Origin of the sequence: Brevibacillus sp. AG (assembly GCF_028369215.1) — a bacterium.
Taxonomy (GTDB): domain Bacteria; phylum Bacillota; class Bacilli; order Brevibacillales; family Brevibacillaceae; genus Brevibacillus; species Brevibacillus porteri.
This window is the reverse complement of the sequence record NZ_JAQMYO010000001.1, coordinates 984,736-1,002,034: the sequence shown is the minus strand read 5'-3', so window position 1 is coordinate 1,002,034 and position 17,299 is coordinate 984,736. Positions and strand designations below refer to the sequence as shown.

The 17,299-nt window shown below is 46.6% G+C and carries 17 protein-coding genes; all 17 read left to right on the top strand.

Going from position 1 to position 17,299, the window contains the following annotated elements; genetic code table 11:
- The first annotated feature begins 11 nt into the window (after nt 1-11).
- The 17 genes from POF51_RS04510 (at nt 12) to POF51_RS04430 (ending at nt 17,159) form a co-directional block, all read left to right on the top strand.
- Complete coding sequence (locus tag POF51_RS04510; RefSeq protein WP_069844649.1) at nt 12-1,133, top strand: M20/M25/M40 family metallo-hydrolase; 1,122 nt, start codon at nt 12-14, stop codon at nt 1,131-1,133.
- A gap of 143 nt (nt 1,134-1,276) precedes the next feature.
- Nucleotides 1,277-2,476, top strand: a complete 1,200-nt coding sequence (locus POF51_RS04505) for a DUF3866 family protein (protein WP_069844650.1) — start codon at nt 1,277-1,279, stop codon at nt 2,474-2,476.
- Nucleotides 2,477-2,636: 160 nt separating this feature from the next.
- On the top strand, nt 2,637-3,194 hold the full coding sequence (locus tag POF51_RS04500) for an NUDIX domain-containing protein (protein ID WP_069845453.1): 558 nt from the start codon (nt 2,637-2,639) through the stop codon (nt 3,192-3,194).
- A 4-nt stretch (nt 3,195-3,198) separates the two neighbouring features.
- Nucleotides 3,199-4,371 carry an endonuclease Q family protein gene (locus POF51_RS04495; protein WP_069844651.1) on the top strand — a complete coding sequence of 391 codons (1,173 nt, stop codon included), beginning with the start codon at nt 3,199-3,201 and terminating at the stop codon, nt 4,369-4,371.
- A 67-nt stretch (nt 4,372-4,438) separates the two neighbouring features.
- Nucleotides 4,439-5,065 (top strand): stage II sporulation protein M, encoded by a 627-nt coding sequence (gene spoIIM / locus POF51_RS04490; RefSeq protein ID WP_016739960.1) that lies wholly within the window; start codon nt 4,439-4,441, stop codon nt 5,063-5,065.
- Between the two features lie 94 nt (nt 5,066-5,159).
- Complete coding sequence (gene fur, locus POF51_RS04485) at nt 5,160-5,624, top strand: ferric iron uptake transcriptional regulator (protein WP_007720739.1); 465 nt, start codon at nt 5,160-5,162, stop codon at nt 5,622-5,624.
- 156 nt (nt 5,625-5,780) lie between these two features.
- Entirely contained in the window at nt 5,781-6,020 is a 240-nt protein-coding gene (locus POF51_RS04480) for a YqzK family protein (RefSeq protein ID WP_007720735.1), read from the top strand.
- A 93-nt stretch (nt 6,021-6,113) separates the two neighbouring features.
- Nucleotides 6,114-7,001, top strand: coding sequence for a site-specific tyrosine recombinase XerD (gene xerD, locus POF51_RS04475; protein ID WP_069844652.1), 888 nt, complete (start codon nt 6,114-6,116; stop codon nt 6,999-7,001).
- A gap of 119 nt (nt 7,002-7,120) precedes the next feature.
- Nucleotides 7,121-8,293, top strand: coding sequence for a phosphopentomutase (gene deoB / locus POF51_RS04470; protein WP_069844653.1), 1,173 nt, complete (start codon nt 7,121-7,123; stop codon nt 8,291-8,293).
- Between the two features lie 60 nt (nt 8,294-8,353).
- On the top strand, nt 8,354-9,163 hold the full coding sequence (locus POF51_RS04465) for a purine-nucleoside phosphorylase (RefSeq protein WP_007720725.1): 810 nt from the start codon (nt 8,354-8,356) through the stop codon (nt 9,161-9,163).
- Nucleotides 9,164-9,187: 24 nt separating this feature from the next.
- Nucleotides 9,188-10,495, top strand: coding sequence for a pyrimidine-nucleoside phosphorylase (locus POF51_RS04460; RefSeq protein WP_069844654.1), 1,308 nt, complete (start codon nt 9,188-9,190; stop codon nt 10,493-10,495).
- A gap of 330 nt (nt 10,496-10,825) precedes the next feature.
- The gene (locus POF51_RS04455) at nt 10,826-11,296 is read left to right on the top strand and encodes an Lrp/AsnC family transcriptional regulator (protein WP_012686077.1); all 471 of its coding nucleotides are present in this window, start codon (nt 10,826-10,828) and stop codon (nt 11,294-11,296) included.
- Between the two features lie 115 nt (nt 11,297-11,411).
- A complete protein-coding gene (locus tag POF51_RS04450) occupies nt 11,412-13,070 on the top strand; it encodes a peptide ABC transporter substrate-binding protein (protein WP_069844655.1) in 1,659 nt (552 codons plus the stop codon).
- Between the two features lie 248 nt (nt 13,071-13,318).
- On the top strand, nt 13,319-14,251 hold the full coding sequence (locus tag POF51_RS04445) for an ABC transporter permease (RefSeq protein WP_017248050.1): 933 nt from the start codon (nt 13,319-13,321) through the stop codon (nt 14,249-14,251).
- A gap of 6 nt (nt 14,252-14,257) precedes the next feature.
- Nucleotides 14,258-15,175 (top strand): ABC transporter permease, encoded by a 918-nt coding sequence (locus tag POF51_RS04440; RefSeq protein WP_017248051.1) that lies wholly within the window; start codon nt 14,258-14,260, stop codon nt 15,173-15,175.
- Nucleotides 15,176-15,189: 14 nt separating this feature from the next.
- Nucleotides 15,190-16,179: an ABC transporter ATP-binding protein gene (locus tag POF51_RS04435; protein ID WP_069844656.1), complete on the top strand. Its 990-nt coding sequence runs from the start codon at nt 15,190-15,192 to the stop codon at nt 16,177-16,179.
- A 20-nt stretch (nt 16,180-16,199) separates the two neighbouring features.
- A complete protein-coding gene (locus tag POF51_RS04430) occupies nt 16,200-17,159 on the top strand; it encodes an ABC transporter ATP-binding protein (protein WP_026043036.1) in 960 nt (319 codons plus the stop codon).
- The last annotated feature ends 140 nt before the right edge of the window (nt 17,160-17,299 follow it).

Sequence of the window (17,299 nt, the reverse complement as noted above, 5' to 3'; positions counted from 1 at the left end):
AGGTAACGAGTGTGAGTACGATCAACCAAGAGCGTTTGTTAAATGAATTTTTAGAGCTCGTCCAAATTGACAGTGAAACGAAGAACGAAGCAGAGATCAATAAGGTGCTCAAAGAAAAACTGATTGAGATGGGCTTTACCGTCGAAGAGGATGACGCAGCAGCGAAAACCGGACATGGTGCCAACAATCTGATTGCAACCTTAGAAGGAACTGGAAACGGTCCGACTATCCTGTTTAGCAGTCATATGGATACGGTTGTACCAGGAAACGGAATCAAGCCACAAATTCGCGATGGCCATATTTATTCCGATGGAACGACGATCCTCGGTGCGGATGACAAAGCAGGAATCGCGGCGATCTTTGAAGGTATTCGCAGCATGAAAGAGCAAAACTTGCCACATCCAACGATCCAAGTCGTATTGACTGTGGGAGAAGAGTCAGGACTTGTAGGCTCCCGCGCAATGGATTCCAGCCTGCTGAAAGCAGAAATGGGCTTCATCCTCGATTCGGAAGGTCCGGTTGGAAAAATTACAGTAGCTGGTGCTGGACAATATCGCATCGTAACCAAAATTCACGGCAAAGCAGCGCATGCAGGTGTGAATCCAGAGGATGGCATCAGTGCTATATCGGTTGCAAGTAAAGCCATTTCCCGTATGCCACTAGGCCGTATCGATGCGGACACAACTGCAAACATCGGTCGTTTTGAAGGCGGTAAAGCGTACAATATCGTAACGGATTATGTGGAAATTTGGTCAGAGGCTCGCAGCTTGGTCATGGACAAGCTGGAAGCGCAAGTGAAGAAAATGACGACAGCATTTGAAGAAGTGGCAGCCGAAATGGGTGCGACTTGCGAAAATGATGTTATTTTTATGTACCACGGCTACAAATTCAACGAAGAAACGCCTGTTGTACAAAAAGCGATTGCAGCGGTTAAGCGTGTAGACCGCAATCCTGAGCTGGTTGCAAGCGGCGGCGGAAGCGACGGTAACGTATTTAACGGCTACAACGTGCCAAGCGTAAACTTTGCCATCGGCTATGAAGAAATCCATACAAAAAGCGAGCGCATGCCAATCGCTGAACTGAACAAAGCGGCTGAGCTGGTGCTTGCTGTTATTGCAGAAGTACAAGAATAATCAAAAGAAGGTCGGAATCTCCTTGCGAGGGGTTCCGGCCTTTTTGTACGTTCTCTTACTCGTTTGCATGATTGAGACAAGCACTGTTCATCATAGACTGAATAGAAAGTGGGGACGAAGCAGGAATGAAAGGGGGAAGCTGAGTGCTCCGTTTGGCAGTGGGGACGGTCCAAAAAGTTCTGGAAAAGCAAACAGGGATGCAGATACTCGAAGTCCGGATAGAATCGGTTGCTGGATACAAGATGGAGAGAGTGCTGTCTTTTTTGCAGGAGGATTATAGCAGTGGCGATTTACTCTTGATCAATACAACTGCTGTTCGCCTTGAATTGGGGACAGGCGGGTATCACTTTGTTGTAGGGAAGGTTACCCAACCGGAGGAAACCGATGTTCTTCCGAATGAGTGGGGGCATGTCATGAAAATGCGCTATTCGCCATGGCAGCTCGCGGTTGATTCGGTAGAAGAACAGACTAGCCCGTACCACCCTTTGTTTGTGCAAGATGACCTATCCTTGGAAGGTACCCCTGTTTTGGTCGGAGAGCTGCACAGTCTTCTACCTGTTGCTGTCCTTGCTTTGCATAAAAAAAATCCAAATGTCCGTATCGTATATGTTATGCCAGACGGTGCATCCTTGCCGATTGCCTTGAGTCAGCACGTCCAGCAATTAAAAGCAGTCGGGAGCTTGGCTGCGACAGTAACGACAGGTCATGCGTGGGGTGGAGATCGCGAGTCGCTGACGATTCATAGTGGCTTGTTGGCAGCGCGCCATGTAGAGCATGCCGATATTATTGTTTGTATGTTGGGACCTGGGGTAGCAGGTACAGGTACACCTTACGGCTTCTCGGGAATTCAGTTAGCTGAGGTCATTCATGCCATATCTACTCTCGGTGGAACACCCTTTTTTATTCCACGAATCAGCTTTGGTGACCCACGTACCAGGCATTACGGTGTCAGTCATCATACTGTATCGATATTAAACCGATTTGCTCTCTGTCCTGCCCTGGTTACCATTCCGATTTTCGGAGACGAAAGAGATGAAGTCCTTTCACGGCAATTGAAAACGCTAGAAGTTGCGGGGAAGCATATTTTCATAAAAGGAAAAGTCCCAGACCAATCAGAACTAGCAGCGCTGGAAAAGGGGTATGGCTTGTCCTTTTCTACGATGGGACGAAATTGGCAAGAGGACCCTGCACCTTTTCAGACGGCATGGATGGCTGCCGATTATGTAGACAACAGTTTGGGCTACATCGTCCAAACCGTTAACGACGCCCCGCATTTGCCCGCTTCATTAAGTACGCTTGAAGCGTTAGGTCTTTATTTGACCAGGAACGAAGTGCAGCCTTGATCTCCCAAGCTTTCCCGACCATACGCAATTGGTTTTCGTTAACATATGTTTTCATTCATAATCTCCTCCGATACAATAAGATGGACAAGCTCTATGCTCCCAACTTATGGAGGGAATCGACGATTTAGAACGACTTCATGAAAAAAGGATGATGACGACAGTGAGTAAATATGATCACTTATATGAAAAAACCATTTCCAGTCAACCGATTTATGACGGAAGAATTATTAAGGTCAAGGTAGATGAGGTCCTTCTGCCCAATGGCAACACAGCCAAGCGAGAAATCGTGAATCATCAAGGCGCGGTTGCTGTAATGCCGATAACAGATGATAACAAAATGGTTGTAGTTCGACAGTTCCGCAAGCCATTGGAGCGTACGATCGTGGAAATCCCAGCAGGAAAGCTGGAGCCAGGGGAAGAGCCGCTTGCGTGTGCAATGCGCGAGCTGGAGGAAGAGACCGGCTACGTTGCGAGTCAGTACACACCGCTCAGCTCTTTTTACACATCTCCAGGCTTCGCGGATGAAATTTTACATGTTTTTGTGGCCACTGGTTTGAAAAAAGGAGAAAGCAAGCCGGACGAGGATGAGTTCGTCGATGTGCTGGAAGTAACATTGGAAGAAGCGCTTGCGCTCCATCAAAGTGGAGAAATTCGCGATGCCAAGACAGTCGTGGCATTGTTTGCGTGGGAAAACAAAATGCTACGCGAACGTGGTTAGTACTATGCTTTCTTCGTATTTTTGCGATATGCATATTCACATCGGTGGTACGTGGACCGGTAATCCTGTGAAAATAACGGCTTCTCGCCAAATGACACTCACGAAAATTTTGGAGGAAGCCTCAGATAAAAAAGGGATGGATGTCATCGGGATTATCGATGCACATTCGCCGGAGGTTCAGGAAGAGCTGGTAGATCTGTTGGAAAAGGGATTAGCCACTGAACAGGTGGATGGAGGAATTTCCTACAAAGATACATTGCTACTCTTGGGGTGCGAAGTAGAAATCAAGGAGCCAGGGCGTGGTGCAGCTCATTTTCTCGTTTATCTGCCGAAACTGCAAGAAATGAAGCAATTTACCGCGTGGCTGTCTGAACGCTGCAAAAATGTGCAATTAAGTTCTCAGCGTATCTACACATCACTGAGGGAACTACAAGCCTGTGTCGATCAATTGCAGGGCCTCTTGATCCCGGCACATATTTTTACGCCGCATAAAGGGTTGTATGGGAGCTGTACGGATTCGATGGCCGAAGTGCTTGATCCGTCGCTTATCTATGCGGTTGAGCTGGGATTGAGTGCGAATACCATCATGGCAGACCGCATATCCGAGCTCCATGACAAAACCTTTCTCACAAACTCAGATGCCCATTCTCTGGCGAAGATAGGCCGGGAATATCAAGCGATATATATGCAAGAGCGTTCCTTCGCAGAGTGGGTGAAAGCAATTAAGCGCATCGATGGCAGAGGGGTTCATATGAACTACGGTCTGCATCCCGAGCTTGGGAAGTATCATCAGACGGCGTGCCAAGGGTGCCAGTCTTTACTAGCGGCGGATGCCTCAGGCAAATGTCCGGAATGCGGCTTCCAACGAATTGTGCGAGGGGTTGCAGCGCGCATTGATCAGCTGGCGGATGTAGAGGCCGGCCAGCATCCGGCGTTCCGTCCTCCTTATATCGAGCAAATCCCGTTGGAATTCATTCCGGGAATCGGTCCGAAATTGTTGGACAAGCTGTATCGGTCGTTTGGTACACAGATGAACGTATTGCATCGCGTAAACGAAGAAGAGCTCACCTCTGTTGTCGGAGAGAAAATCGCATCGCTTATCGTACACGCACGAGAGGGAAAGCTCTCTGTTCAAAAAGGCGGCGCCGGTACCTACGGAAAGATCGTCCCGATGTAGGTTGTCATAGGGGAGAACTCGTCCGCATAAGCTGTACAGTAATCAGCCAAGCGGGAGGCGACGAAGCGTGCGTTCACGAGTCGGACAAACTATCCAATCCTATGCGAGAGAACATCAGTCACTCTACTGGTTCACGATCGTCCTGTTTACGATGGGCATTATTTTCGGAGCCGTCCTCGTCAATTCACTGCCATTGTCACAGAAGCAGGAGCTGTACGGTTTTCTACAATATTTTTTCAACAGTCTTGGCAGTGATGGAATCCCTGAGACCAGTGCCCATTTTCAGCAGGCGTTTGGTCATTATGCCAAAACCATAGCGATCATGTGGGTGCTAGGATTATCCATTATTGGGTTGCCTATGATTTTGTTGATGCTCTTCTTAAAAGGAGTCGTGGTTGGTTTCACCGTCGGTTTTTTGGTGAGTCAACTCCAATGGCAAGGCGTAACATTTGCCATGGTGGGTGTTCTCCCACAAAATTTATTAGTCGTTCCTGCCCTTTTTATTGTAGGCGTCAGCGGAATTTCGTTTTCTCTTCGACTCATACGAACGAGAGTGCTAAGCAAAAGGGATGTCATCATGCCGCATTTTATGGGCTATACGGTTCTTGTTCTTAGCATGCTGGCGGTATTGACGATTGCAGCCTTGTTTGAAACCTTCATTTCCCCTCGGTTGATGCAGCTCGTACTTAATTAAGAATAATTCTCAGGTAAGAACTTATGCATTTGACTTATTCGATGCCCCTCTACTATAATAGGAACAGGTTTCATGCGAGCGGGGAGGGGCATTAATGTTGGAAGAAAAATTAGAGAAAATTAAGCAGCAGTTGCATTCACAAAACTACAAGCTGACACCACAGCGTGAAGCCACTGTTCGCGTGTTGTTGGAGAATGAAGAAGATCACTTGAGCGCGGAAGATGTTTACTTGTTGGTGAAGGATAAAGCGCCGGAAATCGGGCTTGCTACCGTATACAGGACATTAGAGCTGTTGAGCGAACTGAAGATCCTCCATAAAATGAATTTTGGCGATGGCGTAGCTCGTTACGATCTTCGTGATGATAATGCTGCCTATCACCATCATCACCTCATTTGCCTCAATTGTGGTACGGTGGATGAAATTTTTGAAGATCTGCTTGTCACAGCAGAAGAGAAAGTCAAGAATGTTTACAACTTTTATATTACCGACCACCGATTGACCTTCTACGGGATCTGCAATCGTTGCGTAGATAAAGTGAACGTGGAGGACTTCAAATAAAGTCGACTTCTCTGGGAACGGAGAAGTTTTTCTTTTTTCATTGGGAGCTTTTGTAATGGCAGACCTATTCCTGTGGAATCCTAAGAGAGGATCGATTCGAATGGAGCAGGGGACAAGTGCATATAAATGAAAGAAAGTCTGTAAGGAGGCTCACGGATGAAGGTCTCTTATCGCCGCTTGATGGAGGGTCTTCGTTTCTTGCTTCTTTTCATTACCTGCACCTTGCTCTCCTACGGCATCATTACCTTGCTGGCGGACAAATTTCTCCCGGCAAACCCTTATCATGAACCACATGGGAATGCAGTGAAGGTAGTAAAAGTCATCAATACCTCTCAGGCACAGGATTTTGACGGTTATGTCGCACGACTACAGCTCTTTTTTTTAACGGGAGAGTAATGCAAGTTTGAGTTTTTTATCTGGAGAAGCAGGAGTTTCTTCTTCTTTGTGGAAAGCAATACAAGATACTTATCAGCTGAAGGGGACAGCTTCATGGACAGTCTGATTGATCAGTTTATTCATTTCCTGACTGTGGAGAAAGGGTTATCGAGAAATACCCTGGAATCCTATCAACGGGATATGGTGGCCTTTACCTCGTACTTACAGGAGCAAGGTGTTGCTCGAATAGAGGATTCTACTCGGACGCACATCATTGGTTACTTGCTTGTTTTACGGGAAAAAGGACGTGCTACAGCAACGCTTTCTCGCAATATGGCATCGATACGAGCGTTTTATCAGTTTCTCATTCGGGATAAGTACATAGATAAAGATCCATCCATTCATCTGGAAACACCGAAGATCGAGAAACGCTTGCCGAAAGTGCTCTCTGTTGAGGAAGTGGAACGTCTTTTGGAAAGTCCTCCTATCAATCATCCTGCCGGGCTGCGGGACAAGGCGATGCTTGAGCTTTTATATGCGACAGGCATTCGTGTCTCGGAGTTAGTCAATCTGGATAGTGCTGATGTGAATCTGGATATGGGCTTTGTCAAGTGCATGGGAAAAGGATCAAAAGAGCGAATCATTCCGTTAGGCTCGGTTGCCATTCAAGTGGTTCGCCACTATTTACAGGCAGGGCGCCCCAAGCTGGTAAAAGGAACTGGCGATACTGCATTATTTCTGAATCACTTGGGCAAACAAATTACACGGCAAGGTTTTTGGAAAATTATTAAACGATATGCCCAAAAATCTAACATCCGTGCAGAGATTACACCCCATACACTTCGCCACTCTTTTGCCACTCACTTACTGGAAAATGGAGCGGATTTGCGCTCTGTTCAAGAGATGCTTGGGCATGCTGATATTTCAACCACCCAGATTTACACACATGTGACCAGAACGCGGATTAAGGACATCTATGCCAAGACGCATCCGCGAGCATGAGTATGAAAAACCGATCGACTCCGCCTGATTGTCGGGCGGAGAAAAATTTTCTGAATCAGGTCAGACGTCTGACGACTTGATTTTAGAATTCGAATGACTGGTAAACAGGAGGCGTTAAGATGCAGTATTCACGAGTTTTTTTGATCGTCATGGACAGCGTAGGGATTGGCGAACAACCTGATGCGCCTAAGTTCAATGATGCAGGAGCGAACACCTTAGGTCATATTGCGGAACGAGTTGCAGGATTTTCATTGCCCAACTTGCAAAAATTAGGTTTGGGAAATATTGCACCACTCCAGAACGTTGCACCAGTAGCAACCCCTATGGCCCATTATGGAAAAATGCAAGAAATCTCCATGGGGAAAGATACGACGACTGGTCATTGGGAGATCATGGGTCTGCATGTGTCTACTCCGTTTAACACGTATCCAGATGGATTTCCACAAGAGCTGATCTCGGAATTTGAACAACGTATTGGTCGCAAAGTGCTCGGGAACAAAGTTGCTTCGGGGACAGACATTCTCGACGAGCTTGGCGAAGAGCATATGAAAACGGGTGCAGTGATTGTCTATACGTCTGCGGACAGTGTATTCCAGGTAGCAGCGCACGAAGAGGTTGTTCCGCTTGAAGAGCTGTACCATATTTGCGAGGTAGCTCGTGAGTTGACGCTGCGTGATGAATTCGCCGTTACTCGTGTTATTGCGCGTCCATTTGTTGGACAGCCAGGCAATTTTAGCCGTACGTCAAATCGCCACGATTATTCCGTGAAGCCATTTGCTCCGACAGTCATGAATCGTTTGCAAGATGCTGGCCTTGCTTCTATTGCAATTGGCAAAATCGGCGACATCTACGCAGAAGAGGGTGTTACCCAATCTATCCGTACCAAAGATAACATGGACGGTGTAGATCAAATTCTGGGCACAATGAAACAATCGTTTACAGGTCTTTCTTTTGTAAACCTTGTGGACTTCGATGCGAAGTTTGGTCATCGCCGCGATCCAGAAGGGTATGGTCAAGCGTTGATGGAGTTCGATGCTCGTATTCCAGAACTTTTGGAAGCGCTACAAGAAAATGATTTACTGGTAATCACGGCAGACCATGGAAACGATCCTGTACATCATGGCAGCGACCATACGAGAGAATACGTTCCGTTGCTTGTCTATCATAAGGGTATTCAAGCTGGGGCACATTTGGGCATCCGTGAGACATTTGCGGACTTGGGTGCGACCATCGCAGACAATTTTGGAGTAACTGCTCCAGTGATTGGGAAAAGCTTCCTCAATCATTTATAAAGGTTAAGCAAAAATAAACATTTATATAATAGAAGAAACACAAAAAAGGAGAGAGTTGAATTGGCAAATTTCCATGATGCAGTAGCATATATCGAACCGAAACTAACAGAAAAACCAACCATTGGTCTCGTACTCGGATCAGGGCTGGGTGTTTTGGCAGATGAAATCGAAAATCCGGTGATCATTCCTTATCATGAAATTCCAGGCTTCACTGTGTCCACCGTTGTCGGCCACAAAGGACAACTCGTGATTGGCAAGCTGCAAGGCAAGCAAGTCGTTGCGATGCAAGGTCGTTTCCACTTTTATGAGGGACATGGTCTGGATGCCGTTGTTTTCCCAATCCGTGTCATGAAGCTGCTCGGCGTAGAAACCATTATTGTAACCAATGCTGCTGGCGGAATTAACGAAGGCTACAATGCAGGCGACCTCATGCTGATTTCCGATCACATCAACATGACGTTCCGCAATCCATTGATCGGCGCAAACGATGAACAATTGGGAGCACGTTTCCCAGATATGTCTGAAGCTTATTCCAAACAGCTCCGCAAGCTGGCTCATGAAGTTGCTTCCGAGCAAGGAATCCAGCTCCGTGAAGGTGTATACGCAGGTCTGCTAGGTCCTACCTATGAAACTCCTGCAGAAATCCGTATGCTTCGCCTGTTGGGTGGAGATGCTGTAGGGATGTCAACTGTACCAGAAGTAATCGTGGCACGACACATGGGTGTGAAGGTGCTCGGTATTTCGTGCATTAGCAACATGGCAGCAGGTATTTTGGAACAGCCTCTGTCCCATGATGAAGTAATGGAAACAACAGAAAAGGTAAAATCGCAATTCCTGGCTCTGGTCAACGGTATCGTAGCCAAAATGTAAGTAACGGATTCGGAGGGATTAACAATGCGTATGGTCGATATGATCGCCAAAAAACGTGATGGCGGAGAACTGACAACAGAAGAGATTCAATTTCTGGTGACAGGCTATACAGATGGAAGTATTCCTGACTACCAAATGTCCGCATGGGCAATGGCAGTCTTTTTCCGTGGCATGACAGCGAGAGAGACAGGAGATCTAACCTTGGCAATGGCAGGGTCAGGCGAACAGCTTGACCTGTCTTCTCTGCAAGGAATTAAGGTAGACAAGCACAGTACAGGTGGGGTAGGCGACAAGACTACTCTTGTTGTTGCACCATTGGTTGCGGCAGCAGGTATTCCTGTGGCAAAAATGTCTGGAAGAGGCCTTGGATACTCAGGAGGCACCATTGACAAGCTGGAGTCATTCGCAGGTTTCGAAGTAGAACGCACACGCGAGCAATTTTTGCAGCAGGTGCGTGATATTGGCGTGTCCGTAATCGGGCAGTCTGGCAACCTGACACCTGCAGATAAGAAGCTGTATGCTCTGCGTGACGTGACAGCTACTGTAGAAGCTGTGCCGTTGATTGCAAGCTCCATTATGTCCAAGAAGATTGCCGCTGGGGCAGATGCCATCCTGCTTGACGTAAAAGTAGGGAAGGGCGCTTTCATGAAAAGCATTGAAGAGGCAGAAACATTAGCAAATGCGATGGTTGCAATCGGCAGCCAAGTAGGACGTAAAACGGTGGCGGTCATCAGCGATATGAACCAGCCGCTTGGCTTTGCTGTGGGCAATGCACTGGAAGTGAAAGAAGCGGTGGAGACACTAGCAGGTAAAGGTCCGCGCGATTTGACCGAGCTGGTATTGGCTATTGGTTCCCGCATGCTTGTTATGGGTGGGCTTGTTACTGATGTGGAAGAAGGACGTAAAAAGCTCGAAGACCTGATGGCTTCCGGAAAAGCAGTAGATAAACTGGCGGAAATGGTAGAGGCTCAAGGCGGCAATAAGCAGGACGTCTATGATTTGTCTCGTCTGTCGCAAGCAAAGATCATTCATACCGTTACAGCCGAACAGGACGGCTTTGTGAGCGAGATTGATGCAGAAGCGATCGGTCATGCTTCTGTTGTCTTGGGTGCTGGCAGATTGACAAAAGAAATGCCGATTGACTTGGCAGTAGGTCTTGTTCTGCACAAAAAACGCGGGGATCAGGTGAAGGCAGGCGAAGTTTTGGTCACCATCCATGCCAACGAAGACCATCTTCTGCAAAATGCGTTGAAAGAAATGGAAGGTGCCTTCCGAATTTCGACGGCAATCGACGGAGAACAACCGTTGATTTATAAAATTATCGAAGCATAGAAAGTCTGAATATTAGTTGATCAATCAAATAAAACAAGGCGTGCACAGCACATGAGCACGCCTTGTTTTATGAGTAAAAATACAGTTTCTCGAAAAAATATTGTTGATTAAATCTAGTTTTTCATATTCAATAGTAAGATATAAGTCGTTTTTTATTATATAAAATATATTTTACTGTTCGGATTGACTTTATAAAGTTTTATAATTCTACTTGTCAAATTTCGTTGACACCGCTATCATTTCCGATTACTTTTATTGTATTAGACTGTTTGTAAAAGATTATTGCGAAATTCGTAAAAAAATGATGGAGGTTCCCAGAAAATCGTATTTATGAAAAAGCTGGACCATGTCGATAGACAGATTCTGCAAATCCTCCATGAAGATGGGCGTATCCCATATACAGAAATCGCCCATCAATTAGGCGTGAGCGAAGGAACGATTCGATCGCGCATCACTCGTCTTTTGCAAGACGGAGTCTTCCAATTCGTAATACAACCCGATCCAGAGAAATTAGGATTACATGTGCAGGCTATCATCGGGTTAACCACAAAGCTAGGTTTGCAGAAAGAAGTGGCAGAAAAATTGAGCAAATTTTCTGCAGTACGCTTTGTAGGCGCTTATAGCGGTAAGCACGACTTGATTATCCAAGCGTGTTTCCATAGTAATGATGAGCTGATCACCTTTGTCAATGAACGACTCTCTCAAATTGAAGGAATTGCAGCTGCGGACGTTTCACTGGAACTGAAGCAGTACAAAGACACCTTCTCTTTCGTTCAAGACGACGAGGTGACCCTGCAATGAAAGGGGTTGATGCCTTCCAGCCGAAGTCAAGCAGCTTCGCGTAGTTTTCGTTTTTTTTTCGTCCTTTATTTTCAGAAAAAAGACAAAAAAGAAAAACGTACTGGGGGTTATTGCGTTGAAAAAGAATATGTTTGCACTTGTGAGCTCGATTGCTGTATTAGGAACCGCCCTGGCAGGGTGCGGAGGAGGTCAACCAGCTGCCGCTCCACCGGCAGGAGGAACACCTGCAACGCCAGCACCTTCACAGCCTGCAACACCAGCTGCTGAGAAGAAGCCACAAGTTCTAAAGATGAACCTGCACTCCGAGCCACCTACAACTGATCCAGGACTCGCAGAGGACACGACTTCAGGCGCGATTATCTTGGCAACCTTTGACGGCTTGACCCGCATTGGTACCGACGATAAGCCACATGAAGCTGCCGCTGAGAGCTACAAAGTCTCTGATGATAAGCTCACTTACACATTTAAAATCAGAGAAGCGAAATGGAGCAATGGTGATCCTGTAACAGCACATGACTTTGAATATGCTTGGAAGCGCGCTCTCGATCCAAAAACAGCTTCCAACTACGCATATCAGCTGTACTACGTGAAAAATGGTGAAAAAGCAAATAAGGGCGAAGCAAAGCTTGATGAAGTAGGTGTGAAGGCACTTGACGATAAGACGCTGGAAGTTAAGCTGGAGAATCCAACTCCATACTTCCTGGAATTGCTCGCATTCCGTACCTACTTCCCAGTTAACAAAAAAGTAATTGATGCAAATCCGAAGTGGGCAGGCGAAGCAAGTTCGCACGTCGGTAACGGACCTTTCAAAATCGAATCTTGGGAGCACAAGAGCAAGATGGTGCTCGTGAAGAACGAAAATTACTGGGATAAAGACAATGTAAAGCTCGAAAAAATCGAATTCTCCATGGTAGAAGACGAAAATACAGAGCTCTCCATGTTCGAAAATGGCGAAATCGACTGGGCTGGCGCACCAATGAGTGCTTTGCCAACAGATGCGATTCCAGCATTGAAAGATCAAGGCAAGATTCAAACAAATCCAATCGCTGGTACGTACTGGTACAAGTTCAATACCGAAAAGCCGCCATTTAATAACATTAAAGTCAGAAAAGCATTTGCCTACTCGATCGATCGTAAAGCCTTGATCGACAACATTCTCCAAACGGGTCAAATCCCAGCAACAGGCGCTGTACCTCCATCCATGGTGCTGAATCCAAACGGCTACTTCAAAGACAAAGATTTAGAAAACGCGAAAAAGCTTTTGGAAGAGGGACTGAAAGAGGTTGGCATGAGCAAGTTGCCAGCGATTACGTTGTCCTACAACACATCTGAGGCTCACAAGAAGATTGCTGAGGCCATCCAAGACCAATGGAAGAAAAATCTCGGTGTAGATGTGAAACTCGAGAACAAAGAGTGGAAAGTTTACCTGGAAGATATGCATGAGGGTAACTTCCAGATTGGACGGATGGGCTGGCTGGGTGACTTCAATGACCCAATCAACTTCCTGGAGCTTTACAAGGATAAAATGGGTGGAAACAACGATACGCGTTGGGAAAATGCAAAATATAAAGAGTTGTTGAACCAATCCGCTCAGGAATCAGACCTCGAGAAACGTAAGAAAATTTTGGCAGATGCAGAACAAATCCTGATGGATGAAATGCCAATCATGCCAATTTACTTCTACACGCAATCTTGGGTACAGAAGCCAGAAGTGAAAGGCGTTCACCAAACTGGCCTGGGTGACGTGGATTGGAAAGGCGCATACATCGAGTAATTTCATAACGAAGGAAACGGGATTTGCAGCAGAGGTTATATGGTTGCTCATATACCCTCTGCTATGCAAGCCCTTCCCATAAATACCAGCTGGCATGATTGCCAGCAAAGAGAAAATAGAGAGAGAAGCTTTACTGCAAGAGATCTAAGGGTTATTTACACAGCCGATTTTTACACTGTGTCGGCAGCGTTCCGCAGTGTAAACATGGGACGTGAAAGCAATCAAAAATCTACAAGGGGGTAAGTTAGTTGATCCGTTATCTCGGTAAGCGCATCATTTTTATGCTCATCTCGCTCTTCTTAATTGTAACGGCCACCTTCTTCATCATGAAAGCAGTACCAGGTGGTCCATTTACATCCGAGAAGCAGGTCCCGCCGGAAATTAAGGCAGCACTAGAGGCAAAGTACAAGCTGAACCTGCCGTTGCACGAACAATACTTTGAATATTTGAAGGGTGTAGTAACGTGGGAGCTCGGTCCATCGTTTACGGAGAAATCTTCAACTGTTAATGACATGATTAATCGTGGTTTCCCAGTTTCTGCTCACTTGGGTGCACAAGCTTTATTGCTCGCTATCTTTGGTGGGATTACGCTAGGGGTTATCGCAGCGCTAAACCATAATAAATGGCAAGACTATTCCGCGATGGTCATCGCCGTTTTGGGATTATCGGTACCAAGCTTTATTTTGGCGTCCTTTTACCAATACATTTTCGCTATTAATTTGGGCTGGTTTCCAATCGCGAAATGGGAAGGATTCGAATACACCATCCTTCCATCATTGGCACTCGCCGCATCACCGATGGCATTTATCGCGCGTTTGACGCGTTCCAATATGATTGAAGTTATGGGTCAAGATTACATCAAAACAGCAAAAGCAAAAGGGCTGCACACTTTTACCATTACAGTAAAACACGCAATCCGTAATGCGCTCTTGCCAGTTGTTACTTACCTGGGTCCACTGATTGCCGGTATTTTGACAGGTGCATTCGTTATTGAACGTATTTTCGGTGTTCCTGGTCTTGGTCGCGAATTCGTTTTGTCCATTACAAACCGCGACTATACGGTAATCATGGGTACGACCGTGTTCTACTCCATGATCCTTGTTGTGATGATTCTGATTGTTGACATCGCATACACCTTGGTAGACCCACGGATCAAACTTTCGGACGCAGGAAAGGAGTAATGACACGTGCAAAACTTGACTAAAGAACATTTTGAGCCAATTTCCGTTGACCTTCGTCAAGCGGAAGCAATCAAGCGCCCAAGTCTCTCTTTCTGGTCTGACGTTTGGCGTCGTTTGAGAATGAATAAAGTCGCAATGATTTCTATGATCTTCATTGCTGCGTTGATCGTATGTGCCATTGTGGTCCCATGGCTAACTCCACAAGATTATTTTACGACGGATCTGGCTGGCAAGAACAAAAAGCCGTCTGCTGAACACTGGTTTGGCACAGATGACCTAGGTCGTGACGTATTTGAGCGTATTTGGTACGGTGCACGTATCTCTCTGCAAGTAGGTCTTGCCGCAGCGTTCATTGACTTGATCATTGGTGTGATCTGGGGTGGTCTCGCAGGTTTCTATGGTGGAAGAGTAGATGAACTGATGATGCGTTTCGCAGATATCTTGTTTGCGATTCCTTACCTGCTGGTTGTTATTTTGTTGATGGTTGTTTTAGAGCCTGGTGTTGGAACGATTATTCTTGCCTTGACGATAACGGGATGGATCGGTATGGCCCGGATTGTGCGTGGTCAGATCCTTCAATTGAAGAACCAAGAGTTTGTACTGGCAGCACGCTCCCTTGGTGCTGACGCCAACCGTCTGATCTTCAAACACTTGATTCCTAATGCTTTGGGTCCAATCATCGTTACATTGAGCTTGACTGTACCTTCCGCGATTTTCGCAGAATCTTTCTTGTCCTTTATCGGGTTAGGGGTTTCGGCACCAATTGCATCGTGGGGAACGATGTCCAATGAGGGCTTGCCGGCCATGAAGTACTATCCATGGCGTTTGACATTCCCGGCAATCTTTATTTCCATGACCATCTTGGCATTTAACTTGTTCGGTGACGGTCTGCGCGATGCAGTAGACCCACGCCTGCGTAAATAGGAGGGATCGTCGTAATGGAACGCATTCTTGATGTAAAAGACCTGCATGTATCCTTCCATACGTATGCAGGTGAAGTAAAAGCAGTCCGCGGTGTGAATTTTCACGTCAACCGCGGAGAGGCTGTAGCGATTGTAGGGGAGTCCGGTTGCGGTAAATCCGTAACCGCTCAAACCCTCATGAAGCTGATTCCGATGCCTCCAGGTGAAATTAAAAAAGGGCAAATTCTCTTCAATGGCGAGGATATCGTCAAGAAGTCAAAAAAAGAAATGGAATCGATCCGCGGTAAAGATATCGGGATGATCTTCCAAGATCCAATGACTTCCTTGAACCCAACAATGACCATCGGTAGCCAAATTACCGAGGGCTTGATCAAGCACCAAAACATGTCGAAAGCTGCAGCACGTGATCGTGCCATTGAGCTGTTGACCATGGTTGGTATTCCGCAACCTGAGAAACGTGTGGAGCAATATCCACACGAGTTCTCTGGCGGTATGCGTCAACGTGCGATGATCGCGATCGCTCTCGCCTGTTCGCCGAAGCTGTTGATCGCGGATGAACCGACGACAGCTTTGGACGTAACGATTCAGGCGCAAATTTTGGACCTGATGAAAGAATTGCAAAAGAAAACAGGCACTTCCATTATCTTGATCACGCATGACCTTGGTGTTGTTGCTGAGATGTGTGAACGCGTCATCGTTATGTACGCAGGAAAAGTGATCGAGACAGGAACAGTTGACGATATTTTCTACAATCCGCAACATCCTTACACCAAAGGCTTGCTTCGCTCGGTACCACGTCTTGACTTGAACCGTGACGAGCCACTGACACCGATTTTTGGTACGCCGCCAGACCTTCTGCGTCCGCCAGTTGGCTGTGGATTCACTGCGCGTTGCGAATCAGCGATGCGTGTGTGCCAAGAGATCGATCCTGAGCTGAACGACGTCAGCACGACTCAGCGAGCAGCTTGTTGGCTTCAGCATCCGCTTGCTCAGAACCGTGCATGAACGTAGAAGGAGGGATATCAGTGGATAAACGTGAAAATTTAATTGAAGTACGTAATCTAAAAAAGTTCTTTTCTATTGGCGATAATACTCTGAAAGCTGTGAATGATATCTCGTTTGAGATCAAACGTGGAGAAACATTGGGCGTAGTAGGAGAGTCAGGCTGTGGAAAGTCCACTGCCGGTCGTACCATCTTGAGACTGTATGATGCGACTGAAGGGGACGTCCTGTTTGAAGGTAAGAGCATCATGAATTTGAACCAGCAGGAAATGAAGGCGATGCGCCGCAACATGCAAATGATTTTCCAAGACCCTTACGCATCCTTGAATCCGCGTATGACAGTTGGGGATATCATTGGCGAGGCGCTGGATATTCATGGACTGGCGACTGGTCAAAAGCGCAAAGAACGCATCCAGGAGCTCCTTTCCTTGGTGAGCTTAAATCCTGAGCATATGAACCGCTTTCCACATGAGTTTTCAGGCGGACAGCGCCAACGTATCGGAATTGCCCGTGCATTGGCAGTAGAGCCAAAATTCATCGTTTGTGACGAGCCAATCTCTGCTTTGGACGTATCCGTACAAGCACAGGTTGTAAACTTGCTCGAACAGCTGCAAGAAAAAATGGGCTTGACCTACATGTTCATTGCCCATGACTTGTCCATGGTAAAATACATTTCCGACCGTGTAGCGGTTATGTACCTGGGTAAAATGGTTGAGCTGGCAGAAAGCGATGCTTTGTATGAAAAGCCGCTCCACCCGTATACGCAAGCGCTGTTGTCTGCGATTCCGATTCCAGACCCAGAAGTTGAGCGTAACCGTGAGCGCATTGTATTGCAAGGCGATGTACCTAGCCCAATGAACCCACCAAGCGGTTGCCATTTCCGTACCCGTTGCCCGAAAGCAATGCCGGAATGCGCTGCATCCGCACCTGTATGGAAAGAAGTAGAGCCAGGCCATTTCGCAGCTTGTCATTTGTATAACTAAATCAACTACAAATAACGAGTTCCGAGGCTACTCGTGCAGCCCGGAACTCGTTTCCCTTCATAAGGGAGGTTTTACCTCTGAAAAAAATGGGTATTGTACCCAGAGGCAGTTTTTTCAGGGGTATTTTTTCGGAGTTCTTG

What these genes read in the sequence shown, in the direction of transcription:
- POF51_RS04495 (WP_069844651.1), top strand. Translation starts at nt 3,199, where the DNA reads ATGCTTTCTTCGTATTTTTGCGATATGCATATTCACATCGGTGGTACG.
- fur (WP_007720739.1), top strand. Translation starts at nt 5,160, where the DNA reads ATGTTGGAAGAAAAATTAGAGAAAATTAAGCAGCAGTTGCATTCACAA.
- POF51_RS04480 (WP_007720735.1), top strand. Translation starts at nt 5,781, where the DNA reads ATGAAGGTCTCTTATCGCCGCTTGATGGAGGGTCTTCGTTTCTTGCTT.
- xerD (WP_069844652.1), top strand. Translation starts at nt 6,114, where the DNA reads ATGGACAGTCTGATTGATCAGTTTATTCATTTCCTGACTGTGGAGAAA.
- deoB (WP_069844653.1), top strand. Translation starts at nt 7,121, where the DNA reads ATGCAGTATTCACGAGTTTTTTTGATCGTCATGGACAGCGTAGGGATT.
- POF51_RS04460 (WP_069844654.1), top strand. Translation starts at nt 9,188, where the DNA reads ATGCGTATGGTCGATATGATCGCCAAAAAACGTGATGGCGGAGAACTG.
- POF51_RS04455 (WP_012686077.1), top strand. Translation starts at nt 10,826, where the DNA reads ATGAAAAAGCTGGACCATGTCGATAGACAGATTCTGCAAATCCTCCAT.
- POF51_RS04435 (WP_069844656.1), top strand. Translation starts at nt 15,190, where the DNA reads ATGGAACGCATTCTTGATGTAAAAGACCTGCATGTATCCTTCCATACG.